The following is a 15934-nucleotide window of genomic DNA, read 5'->3' on the forward strand; positions in this document are numbered from 1 at the left end:
GGAATGTACCAGGACATGAATCTGTTTATCGGCGGCGCCTGGCGCGCGGCCTCGGACCGGGCAACCAAGCCGGTCAACAACCCCGCGACCGAGGAGGTTCTTGGCACAATCGCGGTGGCGACAGCCGACGATATCGACGCGGCCCTGAAAGCGGCCGAGGACGGCTTTGCCGTCTGGCGCAGGACCGGGCCATGGGATCGTGCGGCCAAGATCCGCAAGGTTGCGGACCTGATGCGTGAACGTCAGGCGCAGATTGCCGAACTCATGTCGCTGGAAACCGGCAAACCCCTGGCCGAGTCGATGGGCGAAACGCTTGCTGCCTCGGACCACTTCGAATGGTTTTCCGAGGAAACCAAGCGCATTTATGGGCAAACCATCCCGGCACGCACCGGCGACAGCCGCATGGCCGTGATCTATCAACCGGTTGGCGTGGTCGCTGCATTTTCGGCCTGGAACTTCCCGGCGCTGCTGCCATCGCGCAAAATCGCGGCCGCGCTGGCCGCGGGCTGTTCGATCATCGTTAAACCCGCCGGAGAGACCCCGGCTTGCTGCGCTGCCATCGTTCAGGCCTGCGCCGATGCCGGAATTCCGCCCGGTGTTGTCAATTTCGTCACCGGCAATTCGGGTGGGATCGCAGAACAGCTGATCCGCTCTCCGATTGTGCGCAAGGTCAGCGTCACAGGGTCGGTGCCCGTAGGAAAACAGATCCTTGCGCTGGCTGCCGAGGGCGTCAAGAAAGTCTCGATGGAGTTGGGCGGACACGGGCCCGTTGTGGTGTTCGACGATTTCGATCCGGTGGCCGCGGCCGAGGTTTGCGCCCCAACGAAATTCCGCAACTGCGGACAGGTCTGCATTTCGCCGACACGGTTTTACGTTCACGAAAACAGCTATGATACCTTTTCGGCCCGCTTTGCGGAAATTGCCAAGTCGCTGAAAATCGGCCACGGCCTTGACGAAGGAGTTCAGGTTGGTCCGATGGCCAACAAGCGCGGGCTTGAGACGATTCAGAAGATGACACAGGACGCCCTGGATCGCGGGGCCGAGCTTCTGGCGGGGGGCAAGCCGCCTGCGGGGTTCAACAAGGGTTATTTCGTCGAACCGACCGTGCTGGGCCGGGTGCCTGACGACGCCCTTGTCATGAACGAGGAACCCTTTGGCCCCATCGCCCCCATCACCACCTTCACTGATTATGACGAGGTGATGGCCCGCGCCAACGCGTTGCCCTTCGGTCTTGCAGGCTATGTCTTCTCGAACAACCTCAGCATGGCAACCCGCGCCTATGAAGATCTTGAGGTTGGCATGGTTGGCGTGAACGAGATGCTTCTGGCAACTGCCGAAGCCCCCTTTGGCGGCGTCAAGGAAAGCGGAATGGGGCGCGAAGGGGGAAGTCAGGGCATCCATGACTACCTCGATCCGAAATACGTCAAGATCAAGCAGGCAGGATAGACGCCCATGACTGATGAAAATGCGCATGGCTTCGCACGGGGCCTGACCAACTATGGCGATTTCGACTTTTCGCTGTATCTGCGGCGGTCCTTCGCGTCGTCGATGGGCTACAGTCAGGATGTGCTGAAGAAACCGATTGTCGGCATCGCCAACAGCTTTTCGGGGTTCAACAATTGTCACCGGCATTTCCCGGAACTGCTGGAGGCGGTGAAACGCGGCGTTCTGCTGGGCGGTGGCCTGCCGGTGGAGTTTCCGACGATCTCACTGGGTGAGGTTTTCCTCAGCCCAACCAGCCTGAAATTCCGCAACCTGATGTCCATGGACACTGAGGAGATGATCCGCGCCCAACCGATGGACGCGGTTGTGCTTATGGGCGGCTGCGACAAGACTGTGCCTGCGCAATTGATGGGCGCGGCGTCGGCGGATTTACCAGCGGTGCAACTGGTGGCGGGGCCGATGATGACCTCGCGCCATGGCGAAGAACGCCTGGGTGCCTGCACCGATTGCCGACGGTTCTGGGGCAAATATCGCGCGGGCGAAGTTTCGAACGCCGAGATTAACCAGATCGAAGGCAAGCTGGCGACCACGGCGGCACCTGTGCGGTGATGGGCACCGCGTCGACCATGGCCTGTATCGCCGAAACGCTTGGCATGTCTTTGCCCGGTTCTGCGGCCATCCCGGCCGTTCATGCGGACCGGCTGCGGGCCGGCGAAGCTTCGGGCCTGGCCGCCGCCCTGATGATCGTCAATCCGATCCGCCCAAGCCAGATCATCACCGAAAAATCGGTCGAAAACGCGATGCGCGTGCTGTTGGCACTTGGCGGGTCGACAAACGCCATCATCCACCTGACCGCCGTGGCCGGGCGCCTGAACATCCCGGTGTCGCTGGAACGGCTGAACGAATTGTCCGACACCACGCCTGTGCTGGTGAACCTCAAGCCCGTCGGTTCGGACTATATGGAAGACTTCTTCTATGCTGGCGGGATGAGCGCGGTTTTGCGCGAATTGAAGCCCTTGCTGCATCTGGACACGATCTCGGTCACTGGTGAAACGCTGGGTGACCGCCTGGAAGTTGACCCCGGCTATGTCGATCACCGCATCATCTCGCGCGCCAGCGAACCGCTTGAACCGCAAGGCGGGTTGGTGGCGCTTTTCGGCAACCTTGCGCCGCGCGGCGCCATCCTGAAACGCTCAGCTGCGGATGCGACCTTGTTTGAGAAAGAGGGGCGCGCGGTGGTTTTCACCTCCCTCGAAGACCTGGCGAACCGGGTTGATGACCCCGACCTCGACATCACGGCAGACGACTTCATGGTCTTGCAGAACGCCGGGCCGAAAAGTGCCTCGGGCATGCCCGAGGCGGGGTATCTGCCAATTCCGAAGAAACTCAGCGCCAAGGGTCTGAAAGACATGGTGCGTATCTCGGACGCGCGCATGTCCGGTACAGCCTTCGGCACCATCGTTCTGCACGTCGCGCCCGAGGCCGCCACGGGCGGGCCATTGTCGCTGGTGCAGAATGGCGACCGCATCCGCCTGTCGGTTGCAGAAAAGCGCATCGAATTGCTTGTCGATGACGACGAGTTGGAACGCCGCCGCGCCGCATGGACGCCCGATGTCGTGCCGCCGGAAAAGCGGCGCGGATACGACCGGCTTTATGCGGCAGAAGTGTTGCAGGCTGACGAAGGCTGCGATTTCGCCTTCATGCAGCCCGTCCCCGGTAAGGAGGCCTAGCCAATGAAAATCGGAACGCCCCGGGAGACATGGCCCGGCGAAGCCCGCGTTGCCATGACGCCGGAAAGTGCGGGTTTCCTGCAAAAACTGGGCTATGATTGCGCCATCGAGGCCGGTGCCGGGGCCGCCGCCGGATTTTCAGACGCGGCCTATGAAACTGCCGGAGTCGCGGTTTTGCAGACCGCAGACGCGTTGTGGAAGCACGCCGACATCGTCACCAAGGTCCGCCAGCCGGATGCAAACGAACTGGCATTGCTTCGCAAGGATCAGACGTTGATTTCCTTCTTCAACCCAGCCGCGAACCAAGCTGGCATGGACGCCGCGAAAGCCGCTGGCACGAATGTCATCGCAATGGAGATGGTGCCCCGCATCAGCCGCGCCCAGAAGATGGACGCACTGTCGTCCATGGCGAATATCGCGGGCTACCGGGCGGTTATCGAGGCGGGCAACAACTTTGGCCGCTTCTTTACCGGCCAAGTGACAGCGGCGGGCAAGGTGCCGCCCGCCAAGGTTTTGGTCGTTGGCGCGGGCGTTGCGGGACTGGCCGCTATCGGCAGATTGTGTTGAAAAACTCCGTTTTAGGGCCTGAACGATGATTTTTCTTTCCATGCAGCCCGATCCTAAATTTTTGGCGCGGGGGTCGGCCCAAATCGCCTACATGCGCTCACGCGCAGCCATGCGCTGTCTCGTGGTCAAAGCTTTCCGACTATTTCGCTTCATAGGTTTTCGCAAGAAATCCGCGACGCTCTGATTTCGGAGTTTTTCAACACAATCGGCACTGCGACCTCGCTCGGGGCCATTACCTATGCGTTCGATGTGCGCCCCGAAGTGGCCGAGCAGGTCGAAAGCATGGGGGCCGAATTCGTCTATCTCGATTTTGAGGATAACGCCCAGGATGGCGCCGCAACGGGCGGCTATGCAAGCGTTCAGTCAGACGAATTCCGCGAAGCGCAACTGTCCAGGTTCCGCGAACTGGCCCCCGAAATTGACATCGTTATCACCACCGCCCTGATCCCCAACCGCGAAGCGCCCGAGCTTTGGACCGCAGACATGGTCGCGGCGATGAAGCCTGGTTCAGTCATCGTCGACCTTGCGGCCGAAAAGGGCGGAAACTGTAAACTGACCGTTGCGGACGAGAAAATCGTGACCGAAAACGGTGTAACCATCGTCGGTTACACCGACTTCCCGTCCCGCATGGCGGCGCAGGCCTCCAGCCTGTACGGCAACAATATCCGGCACATGATGGCGGATCTGACCCCTGAAAAGGACGGCCAGATCAATCACGATATGGACGACGACGTGATCCGCGGCGCGACCGTAACCCATCAGGGCGAAATAACGTTTCCGCCGCCGCCGCCCAAGGTGCAGGCCATCGCCGCGCAGCCCAAAGCGCCCCCGCCGCCGGAACTGACGCCGGAAGAAAAACGCGCCGCCGAGGTTGCCGCCTTCAAGGCCCAAACCAGACAACAGGTCGCGATCATCGTTGCCGGTGGGGTGGCGATGCTGGCACTGGGGACGGTGGCGCCACCAAGCTTCATGCAGCATTTCATCGTTTTCGTACTGGCGGTCTTTGTCGGCTTCCAGGTGATCTGGGGCGTGGCGCATTCGCTGCACACGCCGCTGATGGCGGTGACGAACGCCATCAGCTCGATCATCATTTTGGGCGCTTTGATGCAGATTGCATCGGGGGCGTGGCTGGTGATCATTCTGGCCGCACTTTCGGTCCTGATGGCCGGGATCAACATATTCGGTGGCTTTCTTGTCACACGGCGCATGCTTGCCATGTTCCAGAAATCGTGAGGGGGGCCGGCAATGGAACTGGGATTCACAACAGCGGCCTATATCGTCGCAGCCGTCCTTTTCATCTTGTCGCTTGGCGGGCTTTCTGATCAGGAAAGTGCCAAACGTGCGGTCTGGTACGGGATCGCCGGAATGGCGCTGGCCGTTGTTGCCACGCTTATCGGTCCCGGTTCGGGCTTCTGGCTGCTGTCACTGGTGCTGATCGTTGTTGGCGGGGCCATCGGCACCTATGTGGCGCAACGCGTTCAGATGACCGAGATGCCGCAGCTGGTCGCGGCGATGCATTCGCTTGTCGGTCTGGCGGCGGTCTTTGTCGGCTTCAATGCGCATTTTGAGATTGGAAATGTCGGTGCCGCACTGCTGGCCGGGCAGGATCCGGGCGACATGGGCAGCTTTGCGGCGTTGATCGCCAAGAAATCCTCGGTCGAGGTCAGCATTCTTCGGGTCGAGTTATTCCTTGGCGTTTTCATCGGTGCGGTGACGTTCACCGGTTCGGTCGTGGCATTCGGAAAGCTGGCCGGCAAAGTCACTTCGGCGGCGACCAAGCTGCCCGGCGGGCATCTGTTGAATGCAGGCGCGGCGCTGGCATCGGTGGTCTGCCTGGTCTGGTATTTCAATACCGGTGGCTTCCTGCCGCTGCTGCTGATGACATTGGCCGCCCTGTTCATCGGCTATCACCTGATCATGGGGATCGGCGGCGCGGATATGCCGGTGGTCGTCTAAATGCTGAACTCTTATTCCGGCTGGGCGGCGGCGGCGATCGGATTCAGCCTTGGCAATGACCTGCTGATCGTGGTCGGGGCGCTGGTCGGATCCTCGGGCGCGATCCTGTCATACATCATGTGCAAGGCAATGAACCGCTGTTTTGTCAGCGTGATCCTTGGGGGATTTGGCGGCACTTCGGGTCCGGCAATGGCCATCGAGGGTGAGCAGATCGCCATCGACCCCGATGGTGTGGCGACATCCCTGAACGACGCCGACAGCGTCATCATCGTACCGGGCTATGGCATGGCCGTCGCACAGGCCCAGCAATCGGTGGCTGAACTGACGCGCAAGCTGCGCGCTGCGGGCAAGACCGTGCGTTTTGGTATCCATCCTGTCGCGGGCCGCTTGCCGGGGCACATGAACGTACTACTTGCTGAGGCCAAAGTGCCCTATGACATTGTGCTGGAAATGGACGAGATCAATGACGACTTCCCGGATACAGACGTTGTGATCGTCATCGGTTCAAACGACATCGTGAACCCGGCCGCGCAAGAGGATCCGAACTCTCCCATTGCGGGGATGCCGGTGCTGGAAGTCTGGAAGGCGAAACAGGTGATCGTGTCCAAACGCGGGCAAGGGACGGGATATTCAGGCATCGAAAATCCACTGTTTTACAAGGACAACACGCGCATGTTCTATGGTGACGCCAAAGCCTCGGTGGACAGTCTGCTACCGGTGCTGCGATAATCCGGTCCTTCTGAGGGGCGAAAGAAACATGAAGCATATCGTATACGTCAGCCAGGCCGAGAAGCCCTTTCAAACTGATGAATTGTCAGTATTGCTAGAGCACAGCCGGGCGCGCAACGCTGCGGACGACATTACCGGGCTGCTGATTTATCGGTACAATCAGGACTTCGCGCGCGGGAATTTCGTTCAGGTGCTCGAAGGGCCTGACGACAGGATCGACGATGTCTGGCACCGGATTTCCGGCGACGACAGGCATCACACGATCATCGTCGTGCAGGAAGGCAAGATTGAAACGCGCATGTTTGGCGACTGGTCCATGGGCTTCAAGAACGTTGATTCCCGTGATCTGGAAGGGTTCGAAGGGTTTGCCGACCTGGGCAGTGACCGGTTCTGGAACGATGCCAATCCGGCGACGGCGGCCTCGGCACTCGATCTGCTGCGCAGCTTTTATGACGGTGGCTGAGGCGCGGTCTGGGTGATGTTCGCGCCTGGCCTGTGCCAGGACGCAGGCCAGGCACCTGTTGAATGCCTCAATACGGAGATCGGTCGCACCGGTGTTACATCAGTCCAGCTTTCCAACTGCATCCGAGGTTGAACCGATCCGCGCCCTGGCGCAGGCCCAGGGGGCTGGCGTACTGGCGGTGATCACCGGGGTTGACGGGCCGTCCTATCGACCGCTTGGCGCGACCATGGTAATATTGGGTGATGGGGCGCTGGTTGGCAGCTTGTCTTCGGGCTGTATCGAGGCTGACATGGCCGTCCATGCCGCCCGTTGCCTAAAAAGCGGCGTGCCGACCCGCCTGGTCTATGGCAGCGGTTCGCCATTCGTGGATATCAAATTGCCCTGCGGCGGCGGGCTTGAGATTGCGCTTATCCCAAACCCCGACCAGGCCACACTGCGTGACCTTGTCGCGCACCACGAAGCCCGCAAGATCGCCGTGCTTGATGTCGACCTGTCATCGGGGCGATTGGGGCTGCACGATCAGGGCGCAACCCGGCGGCAAGGCGACACCATGACCGTCCGGATCGAGCCCGAGACGTTCTTCTATCTGTTTGGCAAAGGCCCCGAGGCGATCTCGATCGCGGCGCTGGTCCAGGCTGCGGGGTATCCGAACCTGCTGTTGTCCCCCGATACACAGACCCTGTCTGCGGCGCAGAACGCAGGTTGCCAGACACGTCACCTGACCTCGGCCGTCTTCCCCGAAGACCTTTGCCCGGACCGGTTTTCGGCCATTGTGCTGTTCTTTCATGATCACGAATGGGAACCGCCGATCCTTTGCCGCGCGGTTGCGTCCGAGGCCTTCTTTGTCGGGGCACAGGGCAGCCGCAGCGCTGCAATCGAACGCATGGTCAAACTGTCCGAACTGGGCGTTACGGGGTCGGACCTGGCGAAGGTCGCAGGCCCGATTGGTCTGATACCATCGGTCCGGGACGCACGCACCCTGGCCGTCAGCGTATTGGCCGAAGTTCTGCAAAGGCGGATTACGGGATAAGGTTGATCCTGCCAGGGGACGATTTTGCCAGCGCGCGCCCATTCTTGGCCGATTGCGAACTGACGCCGACCATACGACGGCGACGGCTTGGGCCTTCCGGCCCGTAATCGCGCAAAAATTGAACCATTCGACCTGTCAGTCGCACCCACAACCAGACCGTCGCCGGAGCGTTCACGTTGCCGGAGGCCATAACCAAAGGGAACGACAAGATGATATTTCACCGCAAACTCAAGTACTTCGCCACCGCCTTGATGATGGTCGCAACGTTGGCGACAGCAGCTTCTGCACAGGTCCTGTCGGGCGATTTCACCATCCAGCAGCAAAGCAACGGGCGGTATCTGGACGCCTATATCAACGAAAAGGACAACCACGTCGTCACCCGCAACAAACAGGGGAACAACACGCAGGTCTGGAGCTTCAAGCACCTGGGCGGCAACACCTATTCGATCCAGCAGAAGGCCTCGGCTCTGTTTGTTGATGCGCATCAGGGGGTTGCGGACAATGGTGTCGTGACCCGCAGTTCACAGGGCAACCCGACGCAGGTCTGGATCCTGAACAAGGTCAGCGCGGACAACTATGTCATTCAACAGCAAAGCAGTGGCCGGTTTCTGGATGCCCATGAAGGCATCAACGACAATCGGGTCGTGACCCGCGATTTGCAAAGCAATGCAACGCAGATCTGGACCATCAAGAAGTCCGTCCCGCCTCAGCTGAACGGCGTTTTCACCATCCAGCAGAAAAGCACCAGCCTGTTTCTGGACGCCCATCAGGGCAGCAATGACGATGCCTTGGTGACCCGCGCGTTTCAGGGCAATGCCACGCAGCGCTGGAACATCGCGCCGGTCTCGGGCACGCACCGCTATGTTGTCAGCCAGCAAAGCAATGGCCGCTTTGTCGACGCCCATGAAGGCATTAACGACAATCAGGTTGTCACCCGCACCTCGCAGGGCAACGCCACGCAGGTCTGGATCATCACGCCGTTGGGCGGCAAGCAGTACACGATCCAGCAGCTTAGCAACGGTCGTTTCCTTGATGCTTATCAGAACGAGAATGACAACCGCGTCGTGACCCGCAACGCGCAGAACAACGACTCACAGGTCTGGATCCTGACAGCTGCCAATTGATCGCAGGCCATGAAGATCAGAGCTGTGCCAGGCGGTGCCGCTCTGTTCTGTTGGAGGGCTCATTTTCAGGCACAGTCGCGATGCCCGGATCACTGCCCGGGCAAAAACAATCCGCGCCAGGGGGCTTCACCGCGACAGGCCTCAGGCAATCGCGCGGGTCAGGTGGTCTGCGATCATGTCACCGAAACTCTGCTCGACCGCGCAGTCAAACCCGCCATCACAGCGCAGGATCAGAGATCTGAGGCCGAAAAACTCCGAATAGGCGACTGCATCCGGGCCGAAGGCGTCGGGGTGCGTGTCCAGCGGGCAGGCGATGGAAAGAACCGCACCGGCATCCGGGCCGGTGATGCGAAAGAAGGTCATGGTATCCGACACCGTCACGATGCTGATGCCTGGTGGTGCCTCGGACGGGCGCAGCGCGCGGACCAAAGCGTCCTCCACTTCGATCCCCGCGCACAGCAGCCAGCGGTCAGGCCCGAGGAAGAACAGCGCAGTATCGCCGGTGCGTGTCATCGTATTTGGCTTGGTCGGAAAACCGGGCAGAGAGGGCGCCCATGTGGCCAGATCCTCCCGGCGGCCCTTCAGATCAAACAGCGCAAAGATCGGCAATCGGTCAATAATCACGTCATAGGGCATGTCAGGTCCGCAACCTTTCGCCTTCGGGATCATAGTGGATTGGCGCCGTGACGCGGGCCGGGATCGTCCGATCCTTCAGGCGCGCATGGACCACCTGGTCGTGGCGCGCGTGGCCGTTTTCCAACAATGCCAGCCCGACCCAGCGGTCAAGCACCGTGCTGAAAACACAGGCCGTCACCAGCCCTTCGGTGGCTTTGCGCGCACCACCCGGGGTCAGTGGCGCGCCCTCTGGGATCATGGTATCCGGTTCCGGCACCAGCCCCACAAGTTCGCGTCGATTTTCCGTGCCTGCCCGGCGCAGCGCAACGGCATGCTTGCCCAGATAATCCGGCTTCTTCTTCGACATCACCCAGCCGAGGCCCAGATCGAAGGGATCCACGGTTCCGTCAACCTCGTGACCCAGTGACAGGAACCCCTTTTCGACCCGCAGAACGTGGTTCGCCTCGGATCCGATGGGTTCGATCCCGAACGGTTTGCCAGCGGCCAGTATCCTGTCCCAAAGCGCGGCCAGATGGCGCGGGGCGACGTTGACCTCGAACGACAGCTCTCCGGTGAAGCTGACGCGGACCACGCAGGCCGGGATGCCTGCAACGGTGCCATCTGCGAACCCCATGAAGGGCAGCGCCTTAGGCGAGATGTCGATGTCCGTGCCCAAAGCGGCCATCACCTCGCGCGCCTTCGGGCCGCAGATGGTGGCGTTGTTCCACTGGCTGGTGACAGTGGTGACAAACACGTTCCAGTCGGGAAACCGGGTCTGCAGCAACTCCTCCATATGCGAATTGATCGCATCGGCATGCCCGGTCGAGGTTGAGATGATCCAGTGATGCGCCGACAGGCGCAGCGCCACGCCATCGTCCAGGATCAGCCCGTCATCGGACAGCATCAGCCCATAGCGCGCGCGCCCCGGTTTCAGCGTCGACATGATGTTGGTGTAGATGTGATCGAGGAACCGCCCCACATCCCGGCCCTTCAACTCGAACGTACCGAGCGGAGAGCCATCGTAGACCCCAACCCCGTTGCGCACAGCGCGGCATTCGCGATTGACCGTGTCCTGAAAGCTTTCGCCATCGCGCGGGAAATATCCGGGCCGGCGCCAGCGTGCGCCGGATTCATACATGAACGCGCCGTTCGCCTTGTTCCAAGTGGTGATCGGCGTGTGGCGATAGGGCAGGGAGACGCTGTCTTCGCGGCTGCCGACGACCGAGCCGAAAGAGACGGGCGTATAAGGCGAACGGAAAGTCGTTGTGCCAATCTCCTCTAATGGCGCGCCCTGTTGCATCGCCACAGTGCCGATAATGTTGATATTGCCGGTCTTGCCCTGATCAATCCCCATCCCGCCGGTAGTGTACCGTTTGACGTGCTCGACATTGTCGTAACCTTCGCGCAAGGCCAGGTGGACATCATCAACCGTCACGTCATTCTGGATGTCCAGGAACGCCTTGCCCTTGGAATTCTCGACCCGCCAGAGCGGTTCTATCGCATAGGTCAGATCGGTCGCCTCCGGCTCGTCAAGGGCCGTCTGATCCGCCGCCGCCGCGCCCGCATCAGCGCCGCTTTGCAGCGCTTGGGCGACGGTCAGTTCCCCATTCGCGGCACCTACGCTGATCGCAGCCTGCGCCGCGTGGTCGGGCACGAAGCTGGTCAGGGCGTTGTCATAACGCAGGGTGCCACGCGACTGCGACCAAAGGTGCACCGCCGGGTTCCAGCCGCCTGACATTGCTAGCAGATCACAGGCGATGCGCCGGATGGCTCCGCCGCCGTTTGGCGCAACCTCGACACCGCGGATATGGCGGCGACCGTGGGTGGTTGTGACCACATGGCCGGGCAGGATCTCGATCCCGGAAACTGCCGCGCGCGCGGCGTCCGGCACGGTTTTGCGGCTGTCGATAATTGCGGCGACCTCAATCCCGGTTTGGGCCAGATCGGCGGCCACGGAATAGGCAGAATTGTTGTTGGTGAACACCACCGCGTGCCGCCCGGGACGAACGCCATAGCGGTTGACATAGGCCTGCACGGCCGAGGCCAGCATGACGCCGGGGCGGTCGTTGTTGCCGAAAACCAGCGCGCGTTCGATCGCGCCGGTTGCGCAGATCACCTGGCCTGCGCGGACGCGCCAGTTACGTTCCAGAATGCTGGGGTTTTCTGGCTCGCGTTCATTGACCATCAGGTAGTTGTGTTCGCGGTATGCCCAGACCGTCGCGTTTTGCAGATGGGTCACGTTGTCCATCGTGGCCAGTTCTGCCGTCACCCTGACCACCCAGTCCAGCGCCGGTTTGCCCGCGATGGTCTGGGTGCGGTTCACCAGACTGCCGCCCGCCTCGGCCCCCTCATCCGCGATCATCACCCGCAGCCCGGCGCGCCCGGCCACCAGCGCTGCCATCAGCCCCGCAGGACCGGCCCCGGCAATCAGCACATCACAATGGGCGAAGCGGTTTTCGAAATGACCAGTCGTGGGCGGCTTGGATGGCGCCGCAGCAAGACCCGCCGCCTTGCGGATCGAGGGTTCGTAAAGATGCCAGCCGGGCCACTTGAAGGTTTTGTAGTAAAACCCCGCCGGGATGAACCGCCCGATCACCTGGTTGATCGCCCCAAAATCGAATGCGGGCGAGGGCCAGCAGTTCACCGACCGCGCCTCTAACCCCTCGGCCAGCGCAACGGTTGTTGAGGGCCGGTTGCCGCTGGCGTTCTCACCCATCAGTTCCACCAGAGTCGCAGGTTCTTCCACGCCCGAACCGATGATCCCACGCGGACGGTGATACTTGAAACTGCGCGCGGTCAGCCGCACGCTGTTGGCCAGCAGGGCCGAGGCGAGCGTGTCCCCCGCGTACCCCTGATAACCGCGCCCGTTGAAGGTGAAATTGACTGGCTGACTGCGATCAATCCGCCCGCCAGAGGTCATGCGATCACCCGGCATCGGACGGCCCATCCACGATGTCATGGGTACGCGTATCGCGCCAGCTCGTCAGCCACGTGCCGCAGCCCTTCACATGCCACCAGCGTTCCTGCACCGGTCCAAGCGGGTTCGGCACTTGCGTCAGATAGGTGACCCAGTCTTCCTCACTCACGGCATTTGGATCCGGGCGATCCGGCTTGACCGGGCCGCCAAAGGCAAACTCGCCCTCGTTGCGCGGACCACAAAACGGGCAGGGGATGTTCATCATGCGCTCTGCCTCCTACCGGGCCGTCGTGGTGCCGGCTTCCATCACATAGTCGAGGTGACGGAACCGTTTCATGGTGAATTTCGACATCAGATCATGCGGCTGCCCGGTCGCAACCAGATGCGCCAGCGTCAGCCCGCCCGCCGGGATCGCCTTATAGCCGCCCCACCAGCCCGCCGTGATGAACAGCCCCGGCACATCCGTTTCGTCCATGATGGGCGAGGCATCATGCGCAATGTCCAGATGCCCGCCCCATTGCCGCATCAGCTTGAGCTTCTTGAATGAGGGGAACAGCGACAGCATCGCGGTGACCGTATCCTCGAACACGTTCTGCTTGATGTCGCGCCGGAAGGACTGGCCCATGTCTGGCGCGCCGCCAATCACCATTTCGCCCTTGTCGGACTGGCTGAAATAGAAGCCCGCGTCGGGGCAATTCACGATCACATCGACCAGCGGTTTGACGGGCTCTGAGACGAAGGCCGTCAGGTTCATGGTGCGCAGCGGCAGCTTCAGCCCCGCCGTTTCGGTCAGCGTTGTGGTGTGCCCCGATACTGCCACGACGACCTTTGGCGCGCACACCAACCCCTTAATGGTCTGCACGCCCGTAATCGCGCCATCCGACGCCCGCACCAGGCTTTCCACCGGCGTCTGCTGGTGGATCTCGACCCCCATCGCATCAATTGCCCGCGCGTAGCCCCAGGCCACCGCATCATGGCGGTTCACGCCTGCGTCCGTATGCACCATGCCCCCGATGATCGGCAGGCGGGCATCCGGCCCACCGCCTGTCAGCGCCGGGATGCGTCGGCGAACCTCGGCCTCCGAAATCTGCTCATAGGTCGCGCCATAAATGTCCATTGTCAGCTGACGGCGCCGAAGCTCTCTCAATTTCGGATAGGTCTGCACCACATCCACCATGGTGCGTTTGGAGTGCATCATGTTGAAGTTCAGCGCCTTGGTCAGCCCTTCGTACATCGCAACCGATTTGACGTAGAACGGGATCGAGGCATCGCGCATATAGTTGGATCGGATCGTGACCGTGTTGCGCGCGATATTGCCGCCCCCCAGCCAGCCGCGTTCCAGCACCGCGACATTGGTGATCCCGTGATCGCGCGCCAGATGATAGGCCGTCGCCAGCCCATGCCCGCCCGCGCCGATGATGATGACATCATAGCTGTCCCTCAGCGGCGGGCTACGCCAGGCGCGCGGCCAGTTGGTGTGGTGGTTCAGCCCGTGACGCAGCAGCGAGGCGATGGAGTATGTCTGTGGGCGGGCCATTAGGTCTGGTCGTCTCCGCAGCAGGAATCCCCAAGTCTCACCGCAGGTCCGAGCGTTTTTCGAGCCGCGCAAACAACCGGCTGAGGCCGAAACAGACGATGAAATAGAACGCCGCCGTGGTGATCCATGCCTCGAATATCATTCGGGACGAAGCGACGAGTTCAACGGTCTTATACGTCAGCTCTTGCACCGAAATCAGCGAGATGATCGAGCTGTCCTTGATCAGCGTGATGAACTGGTTGGCCATCGGCGGGACGACCTTTTTCATCGCCTGCGGCAGCACGATATAGCGCAGCTCTTGCGTGCGGCTCATCCCGATGGAGCGTGCAGCCTCGCGCTGGCCCTTGGGGACAGACTGGATACCGGCGCGCACAATCTCGCCCACGAAGGCGCTTTCGAACAGGGCCAGAACGATGACGCCCGAGATCAGCGAGGGGAAGCGGCGCATATCGCCGAAGAAGAACTCCCACAGCCAGATGTCGTCCTGCCGGGCAATGCTGCGGGACCAGCGGGCCAGATCCAGCGCGTCGATCAACTGTTGCGACAGGAAGAAGAAGAAGATGAAGACCACCACCACGGGCGGGATGTTGCGCAGGAACTCCAGATAGGTCCGCGCCAGCATGCGAATGGTCAGGTTGGCAGAGCAACGCGCCACCCCAAGGATCGTGCCGAGGATCAGTGCCAGAATACAGGCGTAGATGCTGATCCGGATGGTGGCCATCAAGCCCTGCAACAGCAGGTTGGCGAAATATTCCTCGCGCCCGGTGTGCCAGCCGATGATGTAGCTGGGGATCAGCTCCCACCGCCATTTGTAGTTCAGCGTGCCTTCTATCGACACCCAGATATAGCCGAAGAACACGAGCAGCACCGCCGCGATCAGATAGTCTGGCCATTTCAATCTGCTGACGAATTTTTGCACGGGCAACTTTCGGGTTGTTTTGCCGGGGGCAGCGCACCGCCCCCGGATAGTTAGGTATCTGTCGTCAAGTGATTACTGAGCGACCTGATCGGCCCACTCTTCCGTGGCGAACCAATAGTTGTGACGCTCTTCCAGCCAGCCGGTGCGCCACTGCTGGGCGATCCAGTTGTTGAAGTAATTGAGCGCATCCGGGTCACCCTTGCGCATCACGAAACCTTCACCGCGCGGATCGAACAGATCGCCTTCGATAACGGTCAGGGTCTCGGGGTTGCGCCCTGCTTCGCGGTTCGGCGTAGGCTGCGAGGCCATGGTGGCGTGCGCGTTTCCGTTCAGCACCTCCTGGGTTGACGCGCCGTCCTCATCAAACAGCAACTGCTCGGCCTGCGGGAAGTTCTCGGCGATGACCACGGCAGGCGTTGCGCCGCGCCGTGCGGCAAAGGTCACATCGGGGGAGTTCATGTCTTCAAGCGACATGCCCGCCGTCATTTCCTTGTTGGCCAGAATGGCCAGACCCGTGAAGGCGTATGGGTCCGAGAAGTTGACCGTCAGGTTCCGCTGCGGCGTGTAGGACATGCCCGAAATGATCACGTCAAAGTTGCCCGACACCAGTGCCGGGATGATGCCATCCCAAGCGGTTGGCACAAACTCGACCTCGACGCCCATGTCCTCGGCCAGCTGGCGGCCCACATCCAGTTCGTAACCGATCAGATCGCCGTTCTTGTCGCGCATGGACCACGGCACAAACAGCGACAGGCCGATGCGAATGACGCCATCCTGTTTGATGGTTTCGATCACAGATTGCTCTTGCGCATTTGCAGGCAGCGCAAGGCCGATGGTTGCGGTGGCCGCAAGGGCCAGGCCGAAAAGTCTTCTTGGCAGTTTCATGGTGAACTCCTTGTTGGTT

Annotated in this window: 10 protein-coding genes and 4 pseudogenes; 8 read left to right on the forward strand and 6 right to left on the reverse strand. The window is 61.2% G+C overall.

Features of this window, described 5'->3' with window-relative positions; all coding sequences use genetic code 11:
• Positions 1 to 3: 3 nt before the first annotated feature.
• From GKR99_09760 to GKR99_09795, 8 genes and pseudogenes are all read left to right on the forward strand, one after another.
• On the forward strand, positions 4 to 1446 hold the full coding sequence (locus GKR99_09760) for an aldehyde dehydrogenase family protein (GenBank protein ID NKB27814.1): 1443 nt from the start codon (positions 4 to 6) through the stop codon (positions 1444 to 1446).
• Positions 1447 to 1452: 6 nt separating this feature from the next.
• A pseudogene (locus GKR99_09765) lies at positions 1453 to 3173 on the forward strand (dihydroxy-acid dehydratase).
• A 3-nt stretch (positions 3174 to 3176) separates the two neighbouring features.
• Positions 3177 to 3728: pseudogene (locus tag GKR99_09770) on the forward strand (NAD(P)(+) transhydrogenase (Re/Si-specific) subunit alpha).
• A gap of 216 nt (positions 3729 to 3944) precedes the next feature.
• Positions 3945 to 4973: pseudogene (locus GKR99_09775) on the forward strand (Re/Si-specific NAD(P)(+) transhydrogenase subunit alpha).
• A gap of 12 nt (positions 4974 to 4985) precedes the next feature.
• A pseudogene (gene pntB, locus GKR99_09780) lies at positions 4986 to 6425 on the forward strand (Re/Si-specific NAD(P)(+) transhydrogenase subunit beta).
• Complete coding sequence (locus GKR99_09785) at positions 6376 to 6888, forward strand: hypothetical protein (GenBank protein ID NKB27815.1); 513 nt, start codon at positions 6376 to 6378, stop codon at positions 6886 to 6888. Before pntB ends, GKR99_09785 begins: the two are co-directional and overlap by 50 nt.
• Before the next feature lie 91 nt (positions 6889 to 6979).
• Positions 6980 to 7918, forward strand: a complete 939-nt coding sequence (locus GKR99_09790; GenBank protein NKB27816.1) for an XdhC family protein — start codon at positions 6980 to 6982, stop codon at positions 7916 to 7918.
• Positions 7919 to 8127: 209 nt separating this feature from the next.
• Positions 8128 to 9042, forward strand: coding sequence for a hypothetical protein (locus GKR99_09795; protein ID NKB27817.1), 915 nt, complete (start codon positions 8128 to 8130; stop codon positions 9040 to 9042).
• 141 nt (positions 9043 to 9183) lie between these two features.
• On the opposite strand, the gene GKR99_09800 is transcribed toward GKR99_09795, so the two are convergent.
• From GKR99_09800 to GKR99_09825, 6 genes are all read right to left on the reverse strand, one after another.
• Entirely contained in the window at positions 9184 to 9678 is a 495-nt protein-coding gene (locus tag GKR99_09800) for a sarcosine oxidase subunit gamma (protein ID NKB27818.1), read from the reverse strand.
• Position 9679: 1 nt separating this feature from the next.
• Complete coding sequence (locus tag GKR99_09805; GenBank protein ID NKB27819.1) at positions 9680 to 12592, reverse strand: sarcosine oxidase subunit alpha family protein; 2913 nt, start codon at positions 12590 to 12592, stop codon at positions 9680 to 9682.
• On the reverse strand, positions 12582 to 12839 hold the full coding sequence (locus tag GKR99_09810; protein NKB27820.1) for a sarcosine oxidase subunit delta: 258 nt from the start codon (positions 12837 to 12839) through the stop codon (positions 12582 to 12584). Before GKR99_09810 ends, GKR99_09805 begins: the two co-directional genes overlap by 11 nt.
• A 12-nt stretch (positions 12840 to 12851) precedes the next feature.
• Positions 12852 to 14111, reverse strand: coding sequence for an FAD-dependent oxidoreductase (locus tag GKR99_09815; protein ID NKB27821.1), 1260 nt, complete (start codon positions 14109 to 14111; stop codon positions 12852 to 12854).
• Between the two features lie 37 nt (positions 14112 to 14148).
• A complete protein-coding gene (locus GKR99_09820; protein NKB27822.1) occupies positions 14149 to 15030 on the reverse strand; it encodes an ABC transporter permease subunit in 882 nt (293 codons plus the stop codon).
• A 72-nt stretch (positions 15031 to 15102) separates the two neighbouring features.
• Complete coding sequence (locus GKR99_09825; GenBank protein NKB27823.1) at positions 15103 to 15915, reverse strand: transporter substrate-binding domain-containing protein; 813 nt, start codon at positions 15913 to 15915, stop codon at positions 15103 to 15105.
• Positions 15916 to 15934 lie beyond the last annotated feature (19 nt).

Source organism: Paracoccaceae bacterium, from assembly GCA_012103375.1.
In the GTDB taxonomy this organism is placed as follows: domain Bacteria; phylum Pseudomonadota; class Alphaproteobacteria; order Rhodobacterales; family Rhodobacteraceae; genus WLWX01.

Coding starts and splice junctions, on each gene's coding strand:
- GKR99_09760 (NKB27814.1), top strand. CDS start 4: ATGTACCAGGACATGAATCTGTTTATCGGCGGCGCCTGGCGCGCGGCC.
- GKR99_09785 (NKB27815.1), top strand. CDS start 6,376: ATGGTGACGCCAAAGCCTCGGTGGACAGTCTGCTACCGGTGCTGCGAT.
- GKR99_09795 (NKB27817.1), top strand. CDS start 8,128: ATGATATTTCACCGCAAACTCAAGTACTTCGCCACCGCCTTGATGATG.
- GKR99_09800 (NKB27818.1), bottom strand. CDS start 9,678: ATGCCCTATGACGTGATTATTGACCGATTGCCGATCTTTGCGCTGTTT.
- GKR99_09805 (NKB27819.1), bottom strand. CDS start 12,592: ATGCCGGGTGATCGCATGACCTCTGGCGGGCGGATTGATCGCAGTCAG.
- GKR99_09810 (NKB27820.1), bottom strand. CDS start 12,839: ATGATGAACATCCCCTGCCCGTTTTGTGGTCCGCGCAACGAGGGCGAG.
- GKR99_09815 (NKB27821.1), bottom strand. CDS start 14,111: ATGGCCCGCCCACAGACATACTCCATCGCCTCGCTGCTGCGTCACGGG.
- GKR99_09825 (NKB27823.1), bottom strand. CDS start 15,915: ATGAAACTGCCAAGAAGACTTTTCGGCCTGGCCCTTGCGGCCACCGCA.